The organism is Pseudomonas sp. MOIL14HWK12:I1, assembly GCF_000510705.1.
Lineage (GTDB): Bacteria > Pseudomonadota > Gammaproteobacteria > Pseudomonadales > Pseudomonadaceae > Chryseomonas > Chryseomonas oryzihabitans.
Window position 1 is genome coordinate 1 of sequence record NZ_AZNY01000009.1, and the last position, 20,392, is coordinate 20,392.

General features: G+C 65.8%; 17 protein-coding genes. 9 read left to right on the plus strand and 8 right to left on the minus strand.

Annotated features, from left to right (window positions below):
* Window positions 1-439: 439 nt before the first annotated feature.
* A complete protein-coding gene (locus PSEK12I1_RS0107295; RefSeq protein ID WP_027601118.1) occupies window positions 440-2,362 on the plus strand; it encodes a UvrD-helicase domain-containing protein in 1,923 nt (640 codons plus the stop codon).
* Window positions 2,363-2,452: 90 nt separating this feature from the next.
* Here the strand turns inward: PSEK12I1_RS0107295 and PSEK12I1_RS0107300 are convergent, their stop codons facing one another.
* The 4 genes from PSEK12I1_RS0107300 to PSEK12I1_RS0107315 all read right to left on the minus strand — a co-directional run bounded on the left by PSEK12I1_RS0107300 (window position 2,453) and on the right by PSEK12I1_RS0107315 (window position 6,993).
* Window positions 2,453-3,628 (minus strand): L-rhamnonate dehydratase, encoded by a 1,176-nt coding sequence (locus PSEK12I1_RS0107300; protein ID WP_027597829.1) that lies wholly within the window; start codon window positions 3,626-3,628, stop codon window positions 2,453-2,455.
* A gap of 92 nt (window positions 3,629-3,720) precedes the next feature.
* Entirely contained in the window at window positions 3,721-4,734 is a 1,014-nt protein-coding gene (locus PSEK12I1_RS0107305) for a 4-hydroxythreonine-4-phosphate dehydrogenase PdxA (protein ID WP_027601119.1), read from the minus strand.
* Entirely contained in the window at window positions 4,731-5,681 is a 951-nt protein-coding gene (locus PSEK12I1_RS0107310; protein ID WP_027601120.1) for an amidohydrolase, read from the minus strand. The genes PSEK12I1_RS0107305 and PSEK12I1_RS0107310 overlap by 4 nt, the downstream gene beginning before the upstream one ends.
* The gene (locus PSEK12I1_RS0107315; protein WP_027601121.1) at window positions 5,674-6,993 is read right to left on the minus strand and encodes an MFS transporter; all 1,320 of its coding nucleotides are present in this window, start codon (window positions 6,991-6,993) and stop codon (window positions 5,674-5,676) included. The genes PSEK12I1_RS0107310 and PSEK12I1_RS0107315 overlap by 8 nt, the downstream gene beginning before the upstream one ends.
* Before the next feature lie 292 nt (window positions 6,994-7,285).
* On the opposite strand from PSEK12I1_RS0107315, the gene PSEK12I1_RS0107320 reads away from it, so the two are divergent.
* The 5 genes from PSEK12I1_RS0107320 to PSEK12I1_RS0107340 all read left to right on the plus strand — a co-directional run bounded on the left by PSEK12I1_RS0107320 (window position 7,286) and on the right by PSEK12I1_RS0107340 (window position 12,647).
* Window positions 7,286-8,284, plus strand: coding sequence for a tripartite tricarboxylate transporter substrate binding protein (locus PSEK12I1_RS0107320; RefSeq protein WP_027601122.1), 999 nt, complete (start codon window positions 7,286-7,288; stop codon window positions 8,282-8,284).
* A gap of 28 nt (window positions 8,285-8,312) precedes the next feature.
* Window positions 8,313-8,831, plus strand: a complete 519-nt coding sequence (locus PSEK12I1_RS0107325) for a tripartite tricarboxylate transporter TctB family protein (protein ID WP_027601123.1) — start codon at window positions 8,313-8,315, stop codon at window positions 8,829-8,831.
* On the plus strand, window positions 8,828-10,348 hold the full coding sequence (locus tag PSEK12I1_RS0107330; protein ID WP_027601124.1) for a tripartite tricarboxylate transporter permease: 1,521 nt from the start codon (window positions 8,828-8,830) through the stop codon (window positions 10,346-10,348). Before PSEK12I1_RS0107325 ends, PSEK12I1_RS0107330 begins: the two co-directional genes overlap by 4 nt.
* Window positions 10,349-10,440: 92 nt before the next feature.
* Window positions 10,441-11,394, plus strand: a complete 954-nt coding sequence (locus PSEK12I1_RS0107335; protein ID WP_027601125.1) for a LysR family transcriptional regulator — start codon at window positions 10,441-10,443, stop codon at window positions 11,392-11,394.
* Window positions 11,395-11,615: 221 nt separating this feature from the next.
* Window positions 11,616-12,647 (plus strand): AraC family transcriptional regulator, encoded by a 1,032-nt coding sequence (locus PSEK12I1_RS0107340; RefSeq protein WP_027601126.1) that lies wholly within the window; start codon window positions 11,616-11,618, stop codon window positions 12,645-12,647.
* Here the strand turns inward: PSEK12I1_RS0107340 and PSEK12I1_RS0107345 are convergent.
* Window positions 12,644-13,621: an AraC family transcriptional regulator gene (locus PSEK12I1_RS0107345; RefSeq protein WP_027601127.1), complete on the minus strand. Its 978-nt coding sequence runs from the start codon at window positions 13,619-13,621 to the stop codon at window positions 12,644-12,646. The genes PSEK12I1_RS0107340 and PSEK12I1_RS0107345 overlap by 4 nt on opposite strands.
* 180 nt (window positions 13,622-13,801) lie before the next feature.
* Between PSEK12I1_RS0107345 and antA the strand changes: the two genes are divergently transcribed.
* Genes antA through antC form a run of 3 tightly spaced genes read left to right on the plus strand, consistent with a single transcriptional unit; the run spans window position 13,802 to window position 16,723 of the window.
* Complete coding sequence (antA, locus tag PSEK12I1_RS0107350; protein ID WP_037006819.1) at window positions 13,802-15,190, plus strand: anthranilate 1,2-dioxygenase large subunit; 1,389 nt, start codon at window positions 13,802-13,804, stop codon at window positions 15,188-15,190.
* Window positions 15,187-15,678 (plus strand): anthranilate 1,2-dioxygenase small subunit, encoded by a 492-nt coding sequence (gene antB / locus PSEK12I1_RS0107355; protein WP_027597818.1) that lies wholly within the window; start codon window positions 15,187-15,189, stop codon window positions 15,676-15,678. Before antA ends, antB begins: the two co-directional genes overlap by 4 nt.
* 10 nt (window positions 15,679-15,688) lie before the next feature.
* Window positions 15,689-16,723 (plus strand): anthranilate 1,2-dioxygenase electron transfer component AntC, encoded by a 1,035-nt coding sequence (antC, locus tag PSEK12I1_RS0107360; protein ID WP_027597817.1) that lies wholly within the window; start codon window positions 15,689-15,691, stop codon window positions 16,721-16,723.
* Between the two features lie 828 nt (window positions 16,724-17,551).
* Here the strand turns inward: antC and PSEK12I1_RS0107365 are convergent.
* The 3 genes from PSEK12I1_RS0107365 to PSEK12I1_RS0107375 all read right to left on the minus strand — a co-directional run bounded on the left by PSEK12I1_RS0107365 (window position 17,552) and on the right by PSEK12I1_RS0107375 (window position 20,358).
* Window positions 17,552-18,484, minus strand: a complete 933-nt coding sequence (locus PSEK12I1_RS0107365; RefSeq protein WP_037006821.1) for a transporter — start codon at window positions 18,482-18,484, stop codon at window positions 17,552-17,554.
* Window positions 18,485-18,581: 97 nt separating this feature from the next.
* Window positions 18,582-19,109: a flavin reductase family protein gene (locus PSEK12I1_RS0107370; RefSeq protein ID WP_027601130.1), complete on the minus strand. Its 528-nt coding sequence runs from the start codon at window positions 19,107-19,109 to the stop codon at window positions 18,582-18,584.
* 10 nt (window positions 19,110-19,119) lie between these two features.
* Window positions 19,120-20,358, minus strand: a complete 1,239-nt coding sequence (locus tag PSEK12I1_RS0107375; RefSeq protein ID WP_027601131.1) for a styrene monooxygenase/indole monooxygenase family protein — start codon at window positions 20,356-20,358, stop codon at window positions 19,120-19,122.
* Between the last annotated feature and the right edge of the window lie 34 nt (window positions 20,359-20,392).

Genomic DNA, 20,392 nt, shown 5'->3' on the forward strand with positions numbered 1-20,392 from the left:
CAGTTGGTTGCGACCGTGTCGCTAACCGAGGCGCGCATTCTACGCTGTCCTCACATCCTGTCAAGCGTTGATTTGAACTTTTTCGTTTCAACTCAACCACTTGCGCTTGCCTGACCGGTCTAACCAATCTCGGCAGCGGGAGGCGAATCCTACAGCATCCCAAGACGCTGTCAACCCCCTCCGCTTCACTTCGCTGTCACCCGAAGGTGAGAACCAAATGGCGAAGAATCCATGGACCCCTCACCCGACTCAGACCTAAGTGCTTGATTTTCAAGCCGCTTCAGCGTCTGCGCCGGAAGTGGGGCGCATTATAGGGGAGTTTTGGGGCAGGTCAACAGGTTATTTCAAGAATCTTTCAGCAGGGATGAAAAAGGCCACCAAAAGGCGAGCTGTCACCTGTGCGAGGTAAGATGCCGGCAGACCATGTTTCGAGGACTGCATGACTTCCATCCTGGCTCGCTATCGACAACAGCTGAGAAACACCCTGGGCGACTGGTTTCCCCGTACCACGCTCTTCCTTAAAGGAGAGCAGGCGCCAAGCGGCCAGAAAAAGGTGCAGCCGACCAAGGCCCGCAAACGGCAGGCCGAGCCCAGAGTCTCGGTCAAGGCGGCGAACGGCGAGCAATCCATTATACAGGCTACCCCGGCCATCCCCTCCCCCGCCGGCATCTATGGTCCCGCACTCACCATCAAGCGCTCCCAGGAGCAGCGGATGAAGGTACGTGTCGAGCAGGCCGTGGCTCAGGGCATCATCCAGCCACCCTCACCTGAGCAGTGGAAGATGATCCTCGCGCGGGCTCCGGCTACCCGTATCTTCGCGGGGGCCGGTTCGGGCAAGACCACGACGCTGGTGCTGCGAGTGGTGTTCATGCTGTGCCATCTCGACATCCCGCGCGAGCAGCTGACTGTCATCTCCTTTACCAAGGCGTCCTGCGAAGAGTTGCGCGCCCAGCTCAAGCGCGTCCTGGCCTTCTGGGAGGCCCCGCTGGATGACGAGGCGGCACGCGAGCTGGTAAGAACCTTTCACTCGGCCCTGGCACAGTTGGCGCGCACCGAACTGAGGGCGACGCAATGGTTCGAGCAGTTGTCCAGCCAATCGAAAGGTGACGACGAACCGGACAACGGCATGCTGGCTGGCGCCAGCCTGAACGAGGCTCAACGGCAGCTCCTGATACAGGCCTACGAGCATAGCTACCGCGAGGACGCCGGCTTTCGGCGTCGGGTACATCTGTTGCTGGAACTGGCGCCGCCCGATGAGGAGGAGCCACCCGGCGCGCCACCCTTGCAGCCCTTCGTCCTCAATGGCGAACGTCAACCGCAACCGCTGCCCGACCTCTTCTATGGCCAGGCCTCATTCGCCGAGACCCTGGGGCTGCGGGTCGGATCTATAAAGAGCAGTCAGCTGGAGTGCTCGACGCGGGACCGGATCTTCCTGGAGGCCATGCAGCAATTCTGGCGACACTTCGGCAAGCTGCTGAAGGAACAGCGGCTGATCACCTTCAATACCGCCTTTGCCGTGCTGACGGATCGCCTGGAAAAGAAACCCAGTCGCGCCCTGATTGCCCGTCTGCAGCCCTTCACCCATTTGCTGATCGATGAATTCCAGGACATCTCGCCGCAGATCGCCCTCTGGCTGCAGCAGGTACAGCGCAGGCTCACCGAGGAGCAGGTTGCGCCTTCGCTGATGGCCATCGGTGACGACTGGCAATCCATCTACGGCTGGAGGGGCAGCTCGCCGGAGCTGTTCATTCACTTCGACCGCTGGTTTCCAGGCCAGACGCCCAGCCAGACGCTGATGCTGGGGACCAACTACCGTTCTTCACCGGACATCGTGGCGGACGGCGAACGCATCCTGACGCAGGTACGCCACAAGCAGCCCAAGAAGACCCAGGCCTTTCGCGCGGCGGATGACCAGGGTCATGGGGTCAAGGTCGTGCCGCAATTCGATATCGCCCGCCAGTTGGCTGCGTTGCTGAACGAGATCGAGGCGCAACGGACGTATGCCGCGGAACGAGAGCGGCCGGAGCGGTGCGCGGTCATGGTGATGAGTCGCCTGAACGCGCCCTTGAAAGCCATCAACGAGCAGTTGGGACGTCAGCCAGGCGTACGCACCTGCACCATTCACCGAGCCAAGGGCCTGCAGGCCGAGGTGGCGATCGTGCTGGACGATGGCCAGCCCCAGCAGCCCCACCCGTTGCGCAACGCCCTCTATGCGACCAGCGGACATTTCCAGCAAAGCTATGACGACGCCATGGCGGACGAGGCGTTGCGCCTGAGCTATGTGGCGGTGACCCGTGGGGTCAGCCGGGTACTGTGGTACACCCGGCAGCCACGGGGTGCGGCGGCGATATTGGCGGGTTGAGTCAGGTGGCGTGGCGAGTGCTGTCACCCGCCGCATGAACGCAGGATGGCTGCCGCACAGCACGGGCGGCAGCCAGACCAGACCAGACCGCTACTCGATCACATCGAAATCTTTGAGGTGCTCTTCGGACAGTTCCAGCCCCAGGCCGGGTTTGTCGTCGTCGAGTTGCAGGTAGCCGCCGACGGGCTGGGGTTCGCCCTTGAAGACGTAGTAGAAGAGTTCGTTGCCTACCTCCACGTCGAATACCGGGAAGAACTCGGCCATGGGCGACGCGGTGCTGGCCATGGTCAGGTGGTAGTTGTGCATCTGGCCGGCGTGGGGGATGACCGGCACCGACCAGGCTTCGGCCAGGGCGTTGATCTTGCGCGCGGCGGTGATGCCGCCGACGCGGTTGGTGTCGTACTGGATGACGTCCACGGCGCGGCGTTCGAGCAGATCCTTGAAGCCGTAGGAGGTGAATTCGTGCTCGCCGCCGGAGATAGGCATGATGCCCATCTTCTTGAGTTCGACGTAGCCTTCGATGTCATCGGCGATGACCGGCTCCTCAAGCCAGCGCGGTTCGAATTCGGCCAGCTTGGGCAGCATGCGGCGGGCGTATTCCAGGGTCCAGCCCATGTAGCACTCCAGCATGATGTCGACGTCGGGACCAGCCAGTTCACGCAAGGCGCGCACCTGCTCGATGTTACGGCGCATGCCGGCGGGGCCGTCCTTGGGCCCATAGCCAAATCTCATCTTGAGGGCATCGAAGCCCTGGTTGAGATAGCCCTGGGCCTCTTCCAGAAACAGATCCAGATTGTCATTGGCGTAGAGCTTGGAGGCGTAGCAGGGGATCTTTTCCTTGGTCCGGCCACCCAGCAACTTGAACACCGGCTTGTCTACCGCCTTGCCCATCAGGTCCCAGAGCGCCAGGTCCACGGCGGAGATGGCGGCCATGCCGATGCCCTTGCGGCCCCAGGCGTGGGTGCGGCGATACATCTTCTGCCAGAGGTATTCGTTGTCGAAAGGATCCTGGCCCAGGACGATGGGGGTCAGGTAGAGGTCGATGATTTCTTTGGCCACCCGCGGCGCCAGGGCACAGTTGCCAAGGCCGACCAGGCCGCTGTCGGTTTCGATCTCCACCACCAGCCAGCCGTGGAAGCGGAAGGAGCCCATGGCGTCGCCGCGCTCATAGAGGATGTCGGTGGCGTTGGTGCAGAAGTGCGCCTGAGGCGGGACGACCTTGCCCTTCCATTCGAAGACGCGGGTGCGAACGCTGGTAATTTTCATGGTGAGGTTCCTTTTTCGAGCATGAGTAAGGCCGTCCGGCCCCAGGGACCGGTTCGGCGGATTCGGGAGGCGCCTGGACGCCGCGGCAGCTATCAGTGGCGGGAAGCGCCCAGGCGGCAGGCGATCTCGAAGGCCTGACGGGTCGCACCGACATTGGCGCGGCCCTGACCGGCGATGTCGAAGGCGGTGCCGTGGGCGGGCGTGGCGATGGGAATGGGCAAGCCACCCTGCACCGTGACCCCACGGGAGAAGCCCATCAGCTTGATCGCGATCTGGCCCTGGTCGTGGTACATGGTCACCACGGCGTCGAAGGCGCGGGCGTCGCCCTGGACCTTGAGAAAGATGGTGTCCGCGGGATAGGGGCCGTCGGCGGCGATGCCCAGCGCCCTGGCGCGCTCGACGGCCGGGCCGATGAGGTCGATCTCCTCGCGGCCGAAGCTGCCGTTGTCGCCATTGTGCGGATTAAGGCCGCAGACACCGATGCGCGGTCGCGCCAGGCCGCTGCGCTTGAGTTCGTTGTCGATCAGCTGGATGGCTTCGATCACCCGCTCCTGGCTGAGCAAGCCAGGGACATCCTTCAGAGCGACGTGGGAGGTCACCCGCGAGGTCCAGAGATCATCGAGCACATTGAATTCGCAAAATGGCCCCTGGTAGCCGAGGTGCTCGGCGAACCAGTGCAATTCGTCGTTGTGGCCCATGCCTGCCAGGTGCAGGGAGCTCTTGTTCAGCGGACCGAAGAGGATGGCGTCGGTGTGACCCGCCTGAGTCAGGTCGAGGGCGACGGCCAGGGTGTCCAGGCTGTAGCGGCCGCCGACGACACTGGCTTCGCTGCGGGGAAAGGCGCCTTCCGCAGCGCCCCGGTAGGGATACAGCAGGGGTACGTCGTCCTGAAAATCGAGGGCATCCAGGCTATCGATGGGGCGGTAGGGATATTCGCAACCGGCGATGCGCATGCCGGTACGGGCCTCCTCCTCGTCGGCGATCAGCACCAGGCGGGCGCGGCTGCGCACCTCGGGATCGGCCAGCAGGCGGGCGATCAGCTCGGGGCCGATGCCGGCCGGATCACCCAGCACCAGGGCCAGGCGGGGAAGCGTGGAATTGCTCATGCGGAAGTCCTCAGGTAGGTGTCCAGGCGAAAGACGTCGGCCACCGGGCGATACAGACGCCGGGCGGTGTCGTGGAAGAGTTGGCGCTGGGCCGTGATGGGCAGGTCGGCCACCAGATGCTTGAAGCCGCCGATGATGGTGTCGTAGCTGCCGCACAGACGATCGACGGGAAAGTTGCTGGCGAACATGGCGCGTTCCAGGCCGAAGACGGCGATGGCCTCGTGGACGATCCAGGCGTTGTCTTCGGCGCGCCACGGCTGGCCGGCGAGGCCCAGGCCGGAGATCTTCAGCGCCACGTTGGGCCATTCGGCGAGGCGGGCCAGGGCCGCGCGCCAGGCGGCCAGACCTTCGGCGCTGCGGTCGGACGGCAGCCCCGTATGGTTGAGGATCAGCTGGGTGGCCGGGAAGTCCCGCGCCAGGCGACAGGCTTCGTCGAGATTCCACCAGGGCGTCTGCAGGTCGAAGTGCAGGCCGTGGCGCTGCAGCTCGGTGTAGCCCTGGCGCCAGCGCTCGTCGCTCATCAGGGTGCGCTGGCTGCCCACCTCTTCCGGGCGCGCCGGGCCACCGGGCTTATGTCTGACGCTGCGCACCCGTTCGAAGGCGGCCTGGGCGGCGAGCAGCTCGGCGGCGTCTGCCGCATCCAGCCAGGCCTGGGCGACCACCGCATGGGGCGCGCCATGGCGGCGTGCCAGGTCATGGACGTAGCGGGTCTCGCCCAGGGGATCACGCGGATCCCACTCGGTCTCGACATAGACCGTCTGGACCACCTGGTGACCGGCCGCGTCGGCCAGGTAGTGCTCGGGCAGATAGTCACCCTTGATGGCGTTGTAGTCGCCATAGCGGAAGGGGATGGTTTCCGTGCCGGACAGCCAGGGGTGGAAGTTGCGCCGGGGCTCCCAGAAGTGATGATGGGCATCGACGATGGGGCCGTCATAGAGCTCAGCCATGCTGCACCTCCCGCTGGTCCAGGGCGATCAACAGGGTGCCGAGGATGAACAGGCCCGAGCAGAGAGCGAAGAAGCCCAGCACCGCGGGATAGCCACCCAGGTGCTGCAGCAGCAGGCCGACCAGGATGGGTACGGCGATGCCGCCGAGGCTGCCGGCCAGGTTCATCACCCCACCGATCAGGCCGACGCGTGCCGGCACCGCCAGCAGCGCCGGGAAGCTCCAGTAGAGGCTGCCCCACATGAGGAAGAAGGCGGTGAGCGACAGCAGCGCCACGGCGGCATAGGGATCGGTCAGCCGCGGCAGCAGCAGGAAGGCAGCCAGGGCCACCAGGCCGGAGCAGGACAGCAGTCCCTTGGCGGCAGGGCCACGACGCACGCCCTTGCGCACCAGCAGGTCGCAGAGGAAGCCACCGACCAGGGAGCCGGCCGCGCCGCAGAGGAAGATGACGAAGGTAGCGGCGCCGATGCCCTTGATGTCGAAGCCGCGAGCCTGGGCCAGGTAGCTGGGCCCCCAGGTCAGCAGGCCGAAGAAGACCATGGCCCAACTGGCGCGACCGATGAGGATGCCGGCCAGGGAGCGGCGGGCGATGCCCAGGCCCCGGGCGCCAGCCTTGGCGGCCTGGGCCACCGAGGTGGTGCGACCTTCGTTGATGCGCGCCAGCTCGGCAGCATTGACCCCGGGGTGGGCGGCCGGGTCGTCCCTGAGATAGCGCCAGGCGAGCCAGGCCATGGCCAGGGTGGCGATACCGGCGATGAAGAAGGCGGTGCGCCAGGAGCCGAAGACGGCGATCAGGTAGGCGATGAGCAGTCCGCCCAGGGCCACGCCCAGCGGTCCGCCGCAGTCCATCAGCACCGCGCCACGGCCGCGCTCGCCGGAAGCCAGCCAGAGGGAATTGAGCTTGCCACCGGCCGGGAACAGCGGCGCCTCGGCGGCGCCCAGGGCGACCCGGGCGAAGATCAGCGACAGCCCGCCGGTGGCGAAGGCGGCGAGGGTCTGGAAGACGCCCCAGAGGCCAGTGGACCAGCCGATGACGCGGCGCGGGCCGTAGCGATCGATCAGCCAGCCGCCGGGAATCTGCAGGAGCGCATAGGCCCAGAAGAAGCTGCTGAGAATCAGCCCCTGGGTGGCCGGCGTCAGCTGGAATTCACGGGCGATGGTGGGCATGGCGATGGACAGCGACACGCGATCCACCAGGTTGATGACCGTAAGGCCGAAGATGATGGCGAAGATGCGCCAGCGGACGCGGGAAGCCTGGAGCGCCGTGGGCACGGCGGCTTCGCCGAGGCGTGAGGAACGGGACGTCGAGAGCATGGCATGGACCCCTGGGATTCTTGTTATGGGTGTTCAGCTGCCGGCTGGCGAGGTCGACTATCAGCCGAGGGGCGATAACCGTCTAATCAAATCTGCGCATAGGTGTATAGCCGCAGGATATAGGTCGGTTTTCGCTCGTCGCTACAGCCCTTTTGCCGTGCGGAGTCAGATGAAGAGCAGCGCCAGGCATAACCCCAGGCTATAGGTGCATGCCTTCTTTTGACTGGTCAGGATCGCCGGGTGCTGCGCACACTCGGCCCACTTAAAACAACGACAAGAAAGAGGTAGTCCCATGCGCAGCACTTCCCTGCTCGCCGCCCTCCCCCTGTGCCTGGCCGCTGTGGTGGCTCCCGTCGCCGAGGCTGCCTGGCAACCCGAGGGCAAGGTGGAGATCGTGGTCGCCGGTGGTCCCGGTGGCGGCACCGACCAGCTCGGCCGACTGATCCAGTCGATCATCACGCAGCACAAGCTGCTCGACGCCAGCACCGTGGTGATGAACAAGGGTGGCGGCAACGGCGCCGAGGCCTTCCTGGAGATGAAGATGGCCAAGGGCGAGGCGGACAAGCTGGTCATCGCCACCAACAACGTCTATCTGCTGCCGCTGACCGCCAAGCTCGGCTACCAGCTCGCCGACCTCACCCCGGTGGCGGCCATCGCCGAGGATGACTTCATCCTCTGGAGCTACGCCGACGCGCCCTGGAAGGACGCCCGGGGCTACCTCGACGCCATCAAGCAGGATCCGGCCGGCAAGCGCATGGGTGGCAGCCAGTCCAAGGACGTCGACCAGACCCTGACCCTGCTGCTCAATCGCACCGAGGGCACCAAGCTCACCTACATTCCCTTCAAGAGTGGCAGCGAGGCGGCGACCCAGCTGGCCGGCAAGCACATCACTTCCAACGTCAACAACCCCAGCGAGAGCCTGAGCCAGTGGCGCGGCGGCCAGGTGGTGCCGCTGTGCGTGTTCAGCCAGGCGCGCATGACCTATACCGCCAAGGTCACCGAGACCCAGGCCTGGTCCGACGTGCCCACCTGCAAGGAGCAGGGGCTGGGCATCGACCAATACCGTTTCCCGCGCACCGTGCTCTTGCCGGGCGGGGTCAGCGAGGAACAACGGGCCTTCTACGTGGAACTGCTGCGCAAGGTCAGCCAGACGCCGGAGTTCAAGGCCTACATCGAGCGCAATGCGCTGGTGCCCACCTTCCTCGAAGGCCAGGCGCTGCAGGACTACATCGCCCAGGACACCGCCCGGGTCACCCCGGTGTTCGAGGACGCGGGCTGGCTCAAGCGCTGATCGGCGCACCGACACAGGAGAGACGGCCATGGCCGGAGATTCTCTGATCACCACCCGCTGGGTAGAACTGGGGTTGGCGGCCTTTACCGCTGGCCTTGGCGGCATCGTGATGGTGGGCAGCCTGGAACAGGGTATCGGCTGGGGCGATGCCGGCCCCGAGCCGGGCTACTTCCCCTTCTACATCGGCCTGCTGCTGACCCTGGCCAGTCTGGCCACGGCGCTGCAGTCCCTGTGGCGCTGGCAGGCGCTGCGCACCAGCTTCGTCGAACGCGCCGCGTTCGGCCAGGTGCTGCGGGTATTCCTGCCGATGCTGGCCTTCGTCGTCGCCCTGCCCCTGCTGGGCCTCTATCTGACGGCCTTCCTGTTCATCGCCTGGTTCATGGCGCGGGATCGCCAGCGGCAAAGACGCTACGGCGCCTGGCAGATCCTCGCCACCGCCAGCGGCGTGAGCCTGGCCAGCTACCTGATCTTCGCCCTCTGGTTCAAGGTGCCGCTGGATGCCGGGCCCCTAGCCGACCTCGCCCGCCTGCTGAGGAGCCTGTCATGAGCGAATTCGATTCCCTGATGCACGGGATGGGCCTGATCCTGTCCTTCCACCACCTCGCCCTGATGGTGATCGGCGTGCTGCTCGGCATCCTGGTCGGGGTGCTGCCCGGCCTGGGCGCGCCCAATGGCGTCGCCCTGCTGCTGCCGCTGACCTTCACCATGAGTCCGACCTCGGCCATCATCCTGCTCTCCTGCATGTACTGGGGCGCGCTGTTCGGCGGCTCCATCACCTCGATCCTGTTCAACATCCCGGGCGAACCCTCGTCGGTGGCCACCACTTTCGACGGCTATCCGCTGGCGCGCCAGGGTCGTGCCGGCGAAGCCCTGACCGCGGCCTTCACCTCGGCGCTGCTGGGCGCCCTGGTCGGGGTGCTGCTGCTGACCTTCCTCTCCAGCCGCATCGCCGCCTTCGCCATGGAATTCAGCTCGCCGGAGTTCTTCGCCGTCTACCTGCTGGCCTTCTGCACCTTCATCGGCATGAGCAAGAATCCACCGCTGAAAACGGTGGCAGCCATGATGATCGGCTTCGCCATGGCGGCGGTGGGCATGGATACGGTGTCCGGCAATCTGCGCCTGACCTTCGACCAGCCGGCCCTGCTCTCGGGCATCAGCTTCGAGGTGGCGGTGATCGGCCTGTTCGGCATCGGCGAGATCCTCTGCACCGTGGAGGAAGGCCTGGTCTTTCGTGGCGAGCAGGCGCGCATCACCCTGCGCACCGTGCTAGGCACCTGGAAACAGCTGCCGCGCTACTGGCTGACCTGGCTGCGCAGCGCCCTGGTCGGTTGCTGGATGGGCGTGACGCCCGGTGGCCCTACCGCCGCCTCCTTCATGAGCTACAGCCTGGCGCGGCGCTTTTCAAAGAACCGCGAGGGCTTCGGCAAGGGCGAACTGGAAGGGGTGATCGCGCCGGAGACCGCCGACCACAGCGCCGGCACCAGTGCCTTGCTCCCCATGCTGACCCTGGGCATTCCCGGCTCCGCCACCGCCGCGGTGATGCTCGGCGGCCTGATGATCTGGGGCCTGCATCCGGGGCCGACCCTGTTCGCCGAACAGCACGACTTCGTCTGGAGTCTGATCGCCAGCATGTACCTGGGCAACGTGGTCAGCCTGATCGTGGTGCTGGCGACGGTGCCGCTGTTCGCCGCCATCCTGCGGATTCCGTTCTGCATCATCGCGCCGATCATCTTTACCGTCTGCGTGATCGGCGCCTACTCGGTGCACAACAGCCTGTTCGACGTCTGGCTGATGCTCGGCTTCGGCATCCTCGGCTATGCCTTCAAGAAGCTCGGCTATCCCATCGCCCCTTTGGTGCTGGCGGCGGTGCTGGGCGACAAGGCCGAAGACGCCTTCCGCCAATCGATGCTGTTCTCCGATGGCCAGCTGAGCATCTTCTGGTCCAACCCGCTGGTGGGCAGTCTGACCACCGCGGCGTTGCTGATGCTCTGCTGGCCGTTGCTCGCGCGGGGCCTGCAGGCGCTGCGCCTGGGCCAGCCGCGGGCCAAGGTACGGCCGTCGTGAACGCCCCGGCCTGGCGCGGACGCACCCCACCGACGCCAGGCCCGGGCTCATGCGCTACCCTAGCCGGCTCCCCTGCCCCAAGGTTCGCCAGCATGACGCGCATTCCCGATGCCCATACCATCCACAGCCGTCTGCGCCTGCGCCAGTTGCGGCTGGTGCTGGCACTGGCGGAATTCGGCTCGCTGCGCCGCGCCGCCGACGACATCGGCATGACCCAGCCGGCCGCCACCAAGATGCTGCACGAGATCGAGAGTCTGCTGGGCGTGGGGCTGTTCGAGCGGCTGCCGCGCGGCATGCGCGCCACGGCCTTTGGCGACACGGTGATCTACTACGCGCGGATGGTGTTCGCCGAACTCTCGGGCATGCGCGAGGAGCTGGTCGCGCTGGAATCGGGCAATCTGGGCCGGGTGGCGGTGGGCGCGATCCCGGCGCTGGCCTCGGGGCTGCTGACCCGCACCATCGCCACCCTCAAGCAGAGCCATCCGCGGCTGTCCATGTCCATCCAGGTGGATACCAGCGACGTGCTGGTCCAGGCGCTGCTGCAGGACCAGCTCGACGTGGTCCTGGGCCGCATTCCTACCGGAGCCCGCGCAGAAGAGTTGCTGTTCGACAGCCTCGGCGAAGAGGTGCTCTGCGTGATCGCCGGCGCCCAGAATCCCCTGGCCCAGGCCACCCACCTCACCTGGGGCGAATTGCAGGAACACACCTGGGTGCTGCAACAGCACCCCAGCCCGATGAGGGCCATCATCAACCAGGCCTTCCACGATGCCCGGGTCGACATCCCCGGCAGCATCGTCGAAACCACCTCCATCATGACCCTGCTGGCGCTGCTGCAGCAGACCGACATGCTCGGGGTCACGCCGCTGTCGGTAGTCAACGACTATCCCGGCCGGCACCTGCTGGCGGTGCTGCCCATCGCCTTCGAACCACGACTGCCGCCCTATGGACTGATCCGTCGCCGCCACCGGGTGCAGTCCTCGGCCATGCAGACCTTCATGGCGGCGGTGCGCAGTGAGCATGGGCGACTGCGCCACGACGACGCCTGAGCGGATGGCGACCGGCCTGGCCGCTGATCGCCCGAAACCCTTTGTTAGACGCCTTGCTTGGCCCGCCCCTTGCAAATTCCCCTGCAAGGCCGACCGTGATCGGCCAAGAACGAGTTCCGCTGCCCACCGACTATCCGCTGACTGCAGCCGCTATCCGCTGGCTGCAATCGGCAGGAAACAAAAGGGTGCGCGGGGCCACGCCTGTGTGCAAGGAGGTAACAATGACCCAAGACGTCACGCCCTCCGAAAGCGGAGAGCGCTTTCGCCAGACCCGGCTGTTCTGCTCGAGCAGCCTGCAATTTCTCGTGGCCGACCGGGATGCGGCCTGTCAGGGCGTCAGCAAGGTGTTCAAGCCCCATGAGTTGAAACCGGTGCAGCGCGGCGAGGTGGTCAGCGCCAGCCTGCACCACATCAGCCGCGGGCGACTGTCGCTCAATCGCCTGGAATACGGCACTGACGTCGATATCGATCCCCAGTGCCTGCAGGACTTCTACCTGGTCCAGATCCCGCTGACAGGAGGCGCCGACATCCATTGCGGCGCGGTGGATTTCCAGTCTTCGCCGCAGGTGGCAGCATTGCTGTCGCCGGAGTTGCCGGTGCGCATGAGATGGTATGGCGGCGCCGCGCAGCTGGTACTGCGCCTGGAGCGCGCCGACCTGGAGCATCACTGCGCCCAGCACCTGCCCCAGCAGGGTCGCCTACCTCAATTCGATCCGCGGCTGGACCTGGGCCAGGCCGGTGGCGCCTACTTCCTGCAACTGCTCGGCCTGCTCATGGACGGCCTGGCCGATCCGGCGCATCCGATCCACCAGCCGCTGGTGCTCAAGCAATTCGAATCCTCGCTGCTCAACGCCCTGCTCTATGGCCAGCCGCATTCGCTGCATGGCCAGCTGGAAGGCACACGGGAGCGCAACGTCTCGCCCTACTTCATCAAGCGCATCGAGGCCTATATCGCCGAACACCTGCACGAGCCGCTCAGCGTGGAAACCCTGGCCGAACATGGCGGCGTCAGCGTGCGTACCCTGTTCGCCGGCTTCCGCACCTATCGCGGCACCACCCCCATGCACTATCTGCGCGACCTGCGCCTGGAGCGGGTCAACGAAGAACTGCGCAGCGGCCGGGTGGAATCGGTGACGGACACCGCCTACAAATGGGGCTTCGCCCACCTCGGCAGGTTCGCTCAGGAATACAAGCGCCGCTACGGCGAGTCTCCTTCGGAAACCCGCCGCTTTCGCGGGGCGCTCTCCGGCTAGTTGAGACGCCGTCCCGCCAGGGTCTGCGACGGTGTCTCGCCGAACGCCTGGCGGTAGTCGCTGGCGAAGCGCCCCAGGTGCTCGAAGCCCCAATCCAGGGCGATGCGCGAGACGCTCGCGCCCTCACGACGCGCCAGCAGCAGGCGCCGCACCTCTTCCAGCCGTAGCCGCTTGAGATAGGCCATGGGCGGCTGGCCGTGATAGCGGCGGAAGCTGGCATAGAGCTTGGACCGGGATACGCCGGCCACGCGCTCCAGACTCTCCAGCGAGGGATTCTCCCGCGCATGGGCTTCGAGATAACGCCGCGCCCGCAGGAGAAACTCGGGATAGCCCGTCCCTACGCCGTCCTCCAGAGCCGCGGAGTAGTTGTGCGGCTGGGCCAGCAGCAGGCCCTTGAGCAGCATCACTTCCAGGTCGTTGGCCAGTGCCGGCTGGCCGTAGAGCGCCTGGACAGCGCTCCAGCCGTCCAGCAATTGGCGCACACCCTGCCACCACGCCGCGACCGCCGGGCGCGCCAGTTCCATCTCGCCGGCAAAGCTCAGGGGCGCCGCCAAGGGCCGGCCCAGCAGGCCCTCCGCCACCTCCTGCAGGGCTTCGCGGCGGATCACCACCTGCAGCTTGAGGCAGTCGGCGGCCATGTCCAGCCGCTGCCATTCGTGGGGCGCGACGACCATTCCGCACTGGCTGTCGGAACGCACGCGCGCGCCGCGGCTGGCCAGCGACTGGCGCCCCTGCAGCGGCAGGCTGAGGCTGTAGGCATCCAGGGCGTCGATGCCGATCTGCACCGCGGCGCCATAGCCGATCCGCCCCAGCACCGTGGCTCGGCCCGGCAGTCGCAGTCCTTGGTGATGGAAACTCAATTCGGCGCCGCTGCGGGTTTCCAGGCGATGCGGACCGGCCACCGCGCTCATCCAGCGACACGCCTCGGCGACCTGGCCACTGTGCGTCTGCACCTCGAAATTCGTCTGCTGCATGCTGGGCTCCTCCGCTGGCTGGTTCCATGCTGCACGCCGCGTGCCGCCGCCACTATCCGCAGAGTGCAGGCCAGTCCAGCGAGCGAAAAAATTCGGCTAGCGATCAGTGAAAAAGCGGATAGAGGGGTTGGGGTGGCGGGGCTTCAATCGAGGCGAGTCTCACCCTAGAGGACACCCCTGATGAGCACCCGCAGCATTGCCCAATGGCAGGATTACATCCAAGGTTGCCTGGACTTCCGTCCGGCCGACGGCGTCTATCGCATCGCCCGCGATCTCTTCACCGAACCCGAGCTGTTCGAGCTGGAAATGGAGCTGATCTTCGAGAAGGTCTGGATCTATGCCTGCCACGAAAGCGAGATCGCCAAACCCCATGACTTCGTCACGATGCGCGCCGGTCGCCAGCCGCTGATCATCACCCGCGACGGCAACGGCGAGCTGCATGCACTGATCAACGCCTGCCAGCACCGCGGCGCCACCCTTACCCGCGTGGCGCGCGGCAACCAGTCCACCTTCACCTGTCCGTTCCACGCCTGGTGCTACAAGAGCGACGGCCGCCTGGTGAAGGTCAAGGCACCGGGCGAATACCCCGATGGCTTCGACAAGGCCACCCGCGGGCTTAAGAAGGCGCGCATCCAGAGCTACAAGGGCTTCGTCTTCGTCAGCCTGGATACCCAGGGCAGCGACTCCCTGGAAGACTACCTGGGCGACGCCAAGGTCTTCTTCGACATGATGGTGGCCCAGTCGCCGACCGGCGAGCTGGAGATCCTGCCGGGCAAGTCCACCTACACCTACGACGGCAACTGGAAGCTGCAGAACGAGAACGGCCTCGACGGTTATCACGTCAGCACCGTGCACTACAACTACGTCTCCACCGTGCAGCACCGCCAGCAGGTCAACGCCGAGAAAGGCGGTGCCAGCAGCACCCTGGACTACAGCAAGCTCGGCGCCGGCGATGCCGAGACCGACGATGGCTGGTTCTCCTTCAGGAATGGCCACAGCCTGCTGTTCAGCGACATGCCCAACCCCACGGTGCGCCCCGGCTACGCCAGCGTGATGCCGCGCCTGGTCGAGGAATACGGCCAGGCCCGCGCCGAGTGGATGATGCATCGCCTGCGCAACCTCAACATCTACCCCAGCCTGTTCTTCATGGACCAGATCAGCTCCCAGCTGCGCATCGTGCGGCCGGTGGCCTGGAACAAGACCGAGATCATCAGCCAGTGCATCGGCGTCAAGGGCGAGGCGCCCGCCGACCGCACCAACCGCATCCGCCAGTTCGAGGACTTCTTCAACGTCTCCGGCATGGGTACGCCCGACGATCTGGTGGAATTCCGCGAAGCCCAGCGCGGCTTTCAGGCCCGCCTGGAGCGCTGGAATGACATCTCCCGCGGCCAGCATCGCTGGGCTACCGGCCCGACCGTGAACAGCGAGGCCCTGGGCATCCAGCCGGTGCTCACCGGCACCGAGTTCACCCATGAAGGCCTCTATGTGAACCAGCATGGCGCCTGGCAGCGCTTCCTGCTCGATGGCCTGGCCACCAAAGCCCTGCAACCGACGGAGGTGTCGGCATGAACCCTGATCTGCAATACGCCGTGGAGCAATTCCTCTATCGCCAGGCCGCGCTCTGCGATGCCCAGGACTGGGACGCCTATCTGGCGCTGTTCGAGGCCGACAGCGTCTTCCACCTGCCGCAATGGATCAGCGAGCACGAGTACGTGACCGATCCCACCCAGGGTCTCTCCTATATCTACTACGCCGACCGCTCCGGCCTGGAGGACCGGGTGTTCCGACTGCGCACCGGCAAGTCGGCCGCCTCCACGCCACTGCCGCGCACCCTGCACCAGATCAGCAACGTGCGCGTCGCCCGGGCTGACGACGGTCTGCTGGAGGTGCGCGCCGGCTGGCTGACGCTCTATGCCCGCCATGGGGTGTCCGAGCAGTTCTACGGCCAGGTGACCTATCACCTGCGCGAGGTGGACGGCGACTTCCGTATCGTCCGCAAGCAGGTGCTGCTGCTCAACGACGTCATCAACTCTGTACTCGACTTCTACCATCTCTGAGGCCACCGCCATGAGCCACAACGTCGCTCTGAGCTTCGCCGACGGCAAGACGCTGTTCATCGCGGTGAAGCCCAACGAACTGCTGCTGGACGCAGCCCTGCGCCAGGGCATCAGCCTGCCGCTGGACTGCCGCGAAGGCGTCTGCGGCACCTGCCAGGGGCGCTGCGAAGCCGGCGCCTACAGCCAGGATTACGTCGACGAGGAAGCCCTTTCCGAGCGTGACCTGGCGCAACGCAAGATGCTCGCCTGCCAGACCCGGGTGACGTCCGACGCCGCCTTCTATTTCGACCACGACTCCAGCCTCTGCCATGCCGAAGAGCCCGAGCGCATCAGTGCCCAGGTGATCTCGGTGGAGCTGGTCTCGGCCACCACCGCCATCCTGCATCTGGACGCCAGTTCTGCCCCCCGGCAGCTGCAATTCCTACCCGGCCAGTACGCCCGGCTGCGTATCCCCGGCACCGATGACTGGCGCGCCTACTCCTTCGCCAACCGGCCCAATGCGCAGAACCAGCTGCAATTCCTCATCCGCCTGCTGCCGGATGGGGTGATGAGCAACTTCCTGCGCGAACGCTGCCAGCCGGGCCTCAACCTGGAACTGGAGGCACCCCTGGGCAGCTTCTATCTCCGCCAGGTGGAGCGGCCGCTGGTGCTGGTGGCGGGCGGCACGGGCCTGTCGGCCTTCCTCGGCATGCTCGACGAGATGGCCGAGAAAGGCGGCTGCGGCCAGCCGGTGCGGCTGTTCTATGGCGTCACCCAGGAGCAGGATCTCTGCGAGGGCGCCCGGCTGGAGGCCTACCGCGCGCGCATCGCCGACTTCGACTACCAGCCCGTGGTCAGCCAGCCGGGTCCGGCGTGGCAGGGCCTCAGCGGCTATATCCCCGAGCACTTCGACCGGCGCTTCCTCACCGACCAGGCCTGCGACCTCTATCTCTGCGGCCCGCCGCCCATGGTCGAGGCGGTCAAGACCTGGCTCGACCAGCAGGGGTTGGGCGAGGAGACGCGTCTGTACAGCGAGAAGTTTTTGCAGAGTGCGTCTTCGCGTTAACGCTGCGCTGCCTCTTTCAATAAGCCCGACAGCTCGCCTGCCGGGCTTCGCATTTGTAAGTCGGGCTGAAACAGCTACACCTTCGAAGCCCGACAGCTCCTCTTCCAGCGGCATTAATCGGCGTCTACCTCTTGGCATGAATCGCTTTGGTGAGAGGTCTCTGTTGGGCTTCGCTGCGCTCAACCCAAGCTACCGCTCAACGCGACGATTCCGATAGGTTGGGTTGAGACAGCTCCATCGTCGAAGCCCGACAGCAACCATTCTTCCGGCGGCATCAATCGATCTCCACCGCTTGGCCTGGATCGCTTGGCGGGGCCTCTCTGTTGGGCTTCGCTGCGCTCAGCCGAACCTAACGCGGCCCTTGGCAGTCACCGCTCCATCGCGGCGATGGTAGCCTCAAGACAGTCGTTACCCAGGTGAGGGCCAGGATCCCACCGGAGCTGAAGGGCCGAACGCCTGCTCGGCTAGCCCCCTCTCCCCTCGGGAGAGGGTTGGGGTAAGGGCACGCATCGCGACGGATTCCAGTGGAAAAGGCTGCGCCGTTTTCCACGCTACGGTTATCGACGTCTACAGAGGTGAGTGATGCCGTAGGAGCGGTCGCAACGGCGGACCGCCATGGCCTCAATGGGCCGGAGGTTGGAATGAGACGGCGCAACCGTCCAAGACCAATAGGACCATAACCTCCGGCGCCACCCCGCATCGTCTGCCGCTATATCTGAACCACCTGGACACGCCCTTGGTTGAGCTTCCCGCCCAAACGCCGTGCAAAAAAAAGCCTGCCATCCCCGGCAGGCTTGAAAAGGACGAAGGGAGCTGAACTCCGTCCGGTCAGAAGTGATGGATGTAGCGCACCTGCACCCGGCTGCCCTCCGGACGGTTCTCCGCGTCCTGCTCGAAATAGGCGTTGGCCACCAGGTGGTCGTTCTTGGAGAAGCTGTACATGGCGCCGGGGCCGATGGCCCAGACTTTCTCGCGGCGCCCGGAGACGTCGTGGCCGTCGACCTGGGTGTCGGTGATCTGCTTGAGCCAGTAGCCGTTGATGCCCAGGCGCAGTTGCGGGGTGACGGCGTATTCGGTGGCGAAGTTGGCGTGCAGCGCCTGGCCGGCCTGGATGTCGGAGACGTCGCCGAAGGCATAGCTCGGCTTGTCGTTCTTGAAGTTGTAGAGGTAGTGGGCGCGCACCGAGACGGTCCAGTTCGGGGTGAACCAGTAGGTGGCGGCCCAATAGGGGTCGAACGACCAGGCATGGTTGCCGGGGTTGATGTCCTTGTCGCGGTCGTACTCGCCGGTGGGCACGTTGATCTGGAACTCGACACGCTGGACGAACCGCGGGCCATTGGCGCCCATCACCGGATCGAACTGGATGAAGGGTCCTATCAGCAGATCGCCCACGCCACCCTGGTCCTTGAGCGCCGCGTTGTTCAGGCCGTCGTCGACCTTCATCCGCGTCACCACCGGCAGCAACATGTTCAGACCCAGGTTGCCGTTGCCCAGGCGCAGGTCCGATACGTAGCTGAGCTGGGTCACCGATACCTGGTAGTCCAGCTTGGTCTTCGGCAGCCCCAGCTTGTCACCGTTTTGATCGGTCAGCCGATGGCTGCTGTAGTTCTGGAAATACTGCTGCAGGTACCAGCCGTTGCCCGCAGGCAGACCGCCGTCGAGAAAGCTGGTGAGGCCGAGGTTGACCACCGGCAGGTCATAGGCCTGGGCGGTTCCGACAACCAGGGCACCGGCGAGGGAAAGATAGCGAATCCGGGTCATGCAAGGCTCCTTGAATACGGCTGTTCGTGCTCGCGAAAGGCAGATTCGAAAGGGCAGCGCCCGCCGACCGAGTGGCATCGACGGGCGCCGCCAAGGCTCAGGCGCCCAGTGCGGGATGGGCGCTGGCGACCCGGTACTGGCCGGCGTGGAAGACCAGCGGTTCGCCGCCGCTGTGTCGGTAGTGCTCGATTTCACCGAGGAAGATCAGGTGGTCGCCGCCCTCGTACTGGACGTGGTTGCGGCAGATCAGGGTCGCCACGGCCTCCTCCAGCAACGGCACGCCAGCGGTGCCCTCGACGTGGGCGATACCGGCGAACTTGTCCTCCGCCGGCCGCGCGAAGTGGCCGGAAAGCTGGTGCTGGTCGCTGCCCAGCACATGGATGGCGAAGTGGCTGGCGGCCAGGAAGTCCGGCAGGCTCGGCGCCTGGCGGGCCAGGCTCCAGAGCACCAGCGGCGGCTCCAGGGACACCGAGGAGAAGGAATTGGCGGTCATCCCTACCTTGCGCCCGTCACGGCCGCGGGTGGTGATCACCGTGACGCCGGTGGCGAATTGCCCCAGCAGGTTGCGCAGCGCCCGCGGGTTGGCCGGGTCGGCGGCGATGAGATCCAGCGCGTCTATCGTCATGGTGGGCTCCTCAGGCAGCCTGGTTCAGGTGTTCACGCAGGAAGCCCTGGCAGGCCTCCGCTTCGAACCACCAGGGGGCGAAACGGCGGGGATCGTCGAAGGCGTTGACGATGCGCGAGGCGATGGCGTGGGACTGGCTGGCGGCGCCGAGCAGATCGAGGATGTGCGGCGGCGGCGGGGTCAGCAGGCTGTTGGTCCATTTCACTACCTGGCCGGCGTAGTCCCAGTAGCGCTCGAAGGTCTGGTGCATCCAATCCGGGGTGAAGGCGGCATCGCCCTGGGCGAGGATGGCCTCCAGATAGACCTTGCTGCACTTGGCGGCATTGTTGGAGCCCTGGCCGGTGATGGGATCGTTGACCACCAGGGCGTCGGCCATGCCGAACACCGGCCGGCCCGAAGGCAGGCGCAGCACCGGCTTGCGCACCATGGGCGTGAAGCGCCCGGCCAGCACGCCGCCGGCATCGGTGAGCTCCAGGTTCTGGCAGCGCTCGGCCTCCCAGGGCGCGAAGCGGCGGACGATCTCCAGGCTACGCTCCAGGTGCTGCTCCGGCGAGGTGACGTCCTGCCAGCAGTCCATGGGGCCGCCGGGCACGCCTTCGAATACCATGATCTCGCAGGGTCCGTTCAGGGTCAGGGCCGGGAAGACGAAGTATTCGCCCACACCGGGGATAAGGTTGAAGGCCACCCGCGAATAGGGCGACGTGGGCGTCATGCCCTTCACATAGGTCAGCGCCAGGGCACGCTGGGGATGCTGGAAGACGGTGCGTTCGGTGTCACGGGCGAACAGGTTGACGATCTCGCCCTTACCGGCGGCGAGCAGGGTCAGGTCATGGCTGGCGGCCAGGGTTTCCAGTTCGGGCAGGCCGACGTCCTGGATCACCAGTTCGCCGCCGCGCCGCTCGAACTCCTCCATCCAGGCCGGCATCTTCAGGCGCTGGTCAACTGCCTGGGCATAGCGCTCCAGGCGCGCGCTCCACTGAAAGGCCGGGCGCTCGGGATGGGCAGGATCGGGGACGGCCAGGCCGATGCCCTCCACCGCCGGGCACTGGTCTTCCCAGAAATTCAGCCCCAGGTCGCGCTCGGTCTGCAACGAGGTGTTGAACATGCACTGGCTGGACATGACCTTGCCAGCGCGCACCTGCTCGCCGGTGCGGTTGGTGGTGAGGGTGACATGATAGCCCTGGGCGAGCAGGCCCAGGCCCAGTTGCAGGCCGGCCTGGCCGGCCCCGACGATGGCGATACGGCGCATGGAGGTTCTCCGGGGAGTCGAGTTGCGGGTGGGG

Coding starts and splice junctions, on each gene's coding strand:
- PSEK12I1_RS0107295 (WP_027601118.1), top strand. CDS start 440: ATGACTTCCATCCTGGCTCGCTATCGACAACAGCTGAGAAACACCCTG.
- PSEK12I1_RS0107300 (WP_027597829.1), bottom strand. CDS start 3,628: ATGAAAATTACCAGCGTTCGCACCCGCGTCTTCGAATGGAAGGGCAAG.
- PSEK12I1_RS0107305 (WP_027601119.1), bottom strand. CDS start 4,734: ATGAGCAATTCCACGCTTCCCCGCCTGGCCCTGGTGCTGGGTGATCCG.
- PSEK12I1_RS0107310 (WP_027601120.1), bottom strand. CDS start 5,681: ATGGCTGAGCTCTATGACGGCCCCATCGTCGATGCCCATCATCACTTC.
- PSEK12I1_RS0107315 (WP_027601121.1), bottom strand. CDS start 6,993: ATGCTCTCGACGTCCCGTTCCTCACGCCTCGGCGAAGCCGCCGTGCCC.
- PSEK12I1_RS0107320 (WP_027601122.1), top strand. CDS start 7,286: ATGCGCAGCACTTCCCTGCTCGCCGCCCTCCCCCTGTGCCTGGCCGCT.
- PSEK12I1_RS0107325 (WP_027601123.1), top strand. CDS start 8,313: ATGGCCGGAGATTCTCTGATCACCACCCGCTGGGTAGAACTGGGGTTG.
- PSEK12I1_RS0107330 (WP_027601124.1), top strand. CDS start 8,828: ATGAGCGAATTCGATTCCCTGATGCACGGGATGGGCCTGATCCTGTCC.
- PSEK12I1_RS0107335 (WP_027601125.1), top strand. CDS start 10,441: ATGACGCGCATTCCCGATGCCCATACCATCCACAGCCGTCTGCGCCTG.
- PSEK12I1_RS0107340 (WP_027601126.1), top strand. CDS start 11,616: ATGACCCAAGACGTCACGCCCTCCGAAAGCGGAGAGCGCTTTCGCCAG.
- PSEK12I1_RS0107345 (WP_027601127.1), bottom strand. CDS start 13,621: ATGCAGCAGACGAATTTCGAGGTGCAGACGCACAGTGGCCAGGTCGCC.
- antA (WP_037006819.1), top strand. CDS start 13,802: ATGAGCACCCGCAGCATTGCCCAATGGCAGGATTACATCCAAGGTTGC.
- antB (WP_027597818.1), top strand. CDS start 15,187: ATGAACCCTGATCTGCAATACGCCGTGGAGCAATTCCTCTATCGCCAG.
- antC (WP_027597817.1), top strand. CDS start 15,689: ATGAGCCACAACGTCGCTCTGAGCTTCGCCGACGGCAAGACGCTGTTC.
- PSEK12I1_RS0107365 (WP_037006821.1), bottom strand. CDS start 18,484: ATGACCCGGATTCGCTATCTTTCCCTCGCCGGTGCCCTGGTTGTCGGA.
- PSEK12I1_RS0107370 (WP_027601130.1), bottom strand. CDS start 19,109: ATGACGATAGACGCGCTGGATCTCATCGCCGCCGACCCGGCCAACCCG.
- PSEK12I1_RS0107375 (WP_027601131.1), bottom strand. CDS start 20,358: ATGCGCCGTATCGCCATCGTCGGGGCCGGCCAGGCCGGCCTGCAACTG.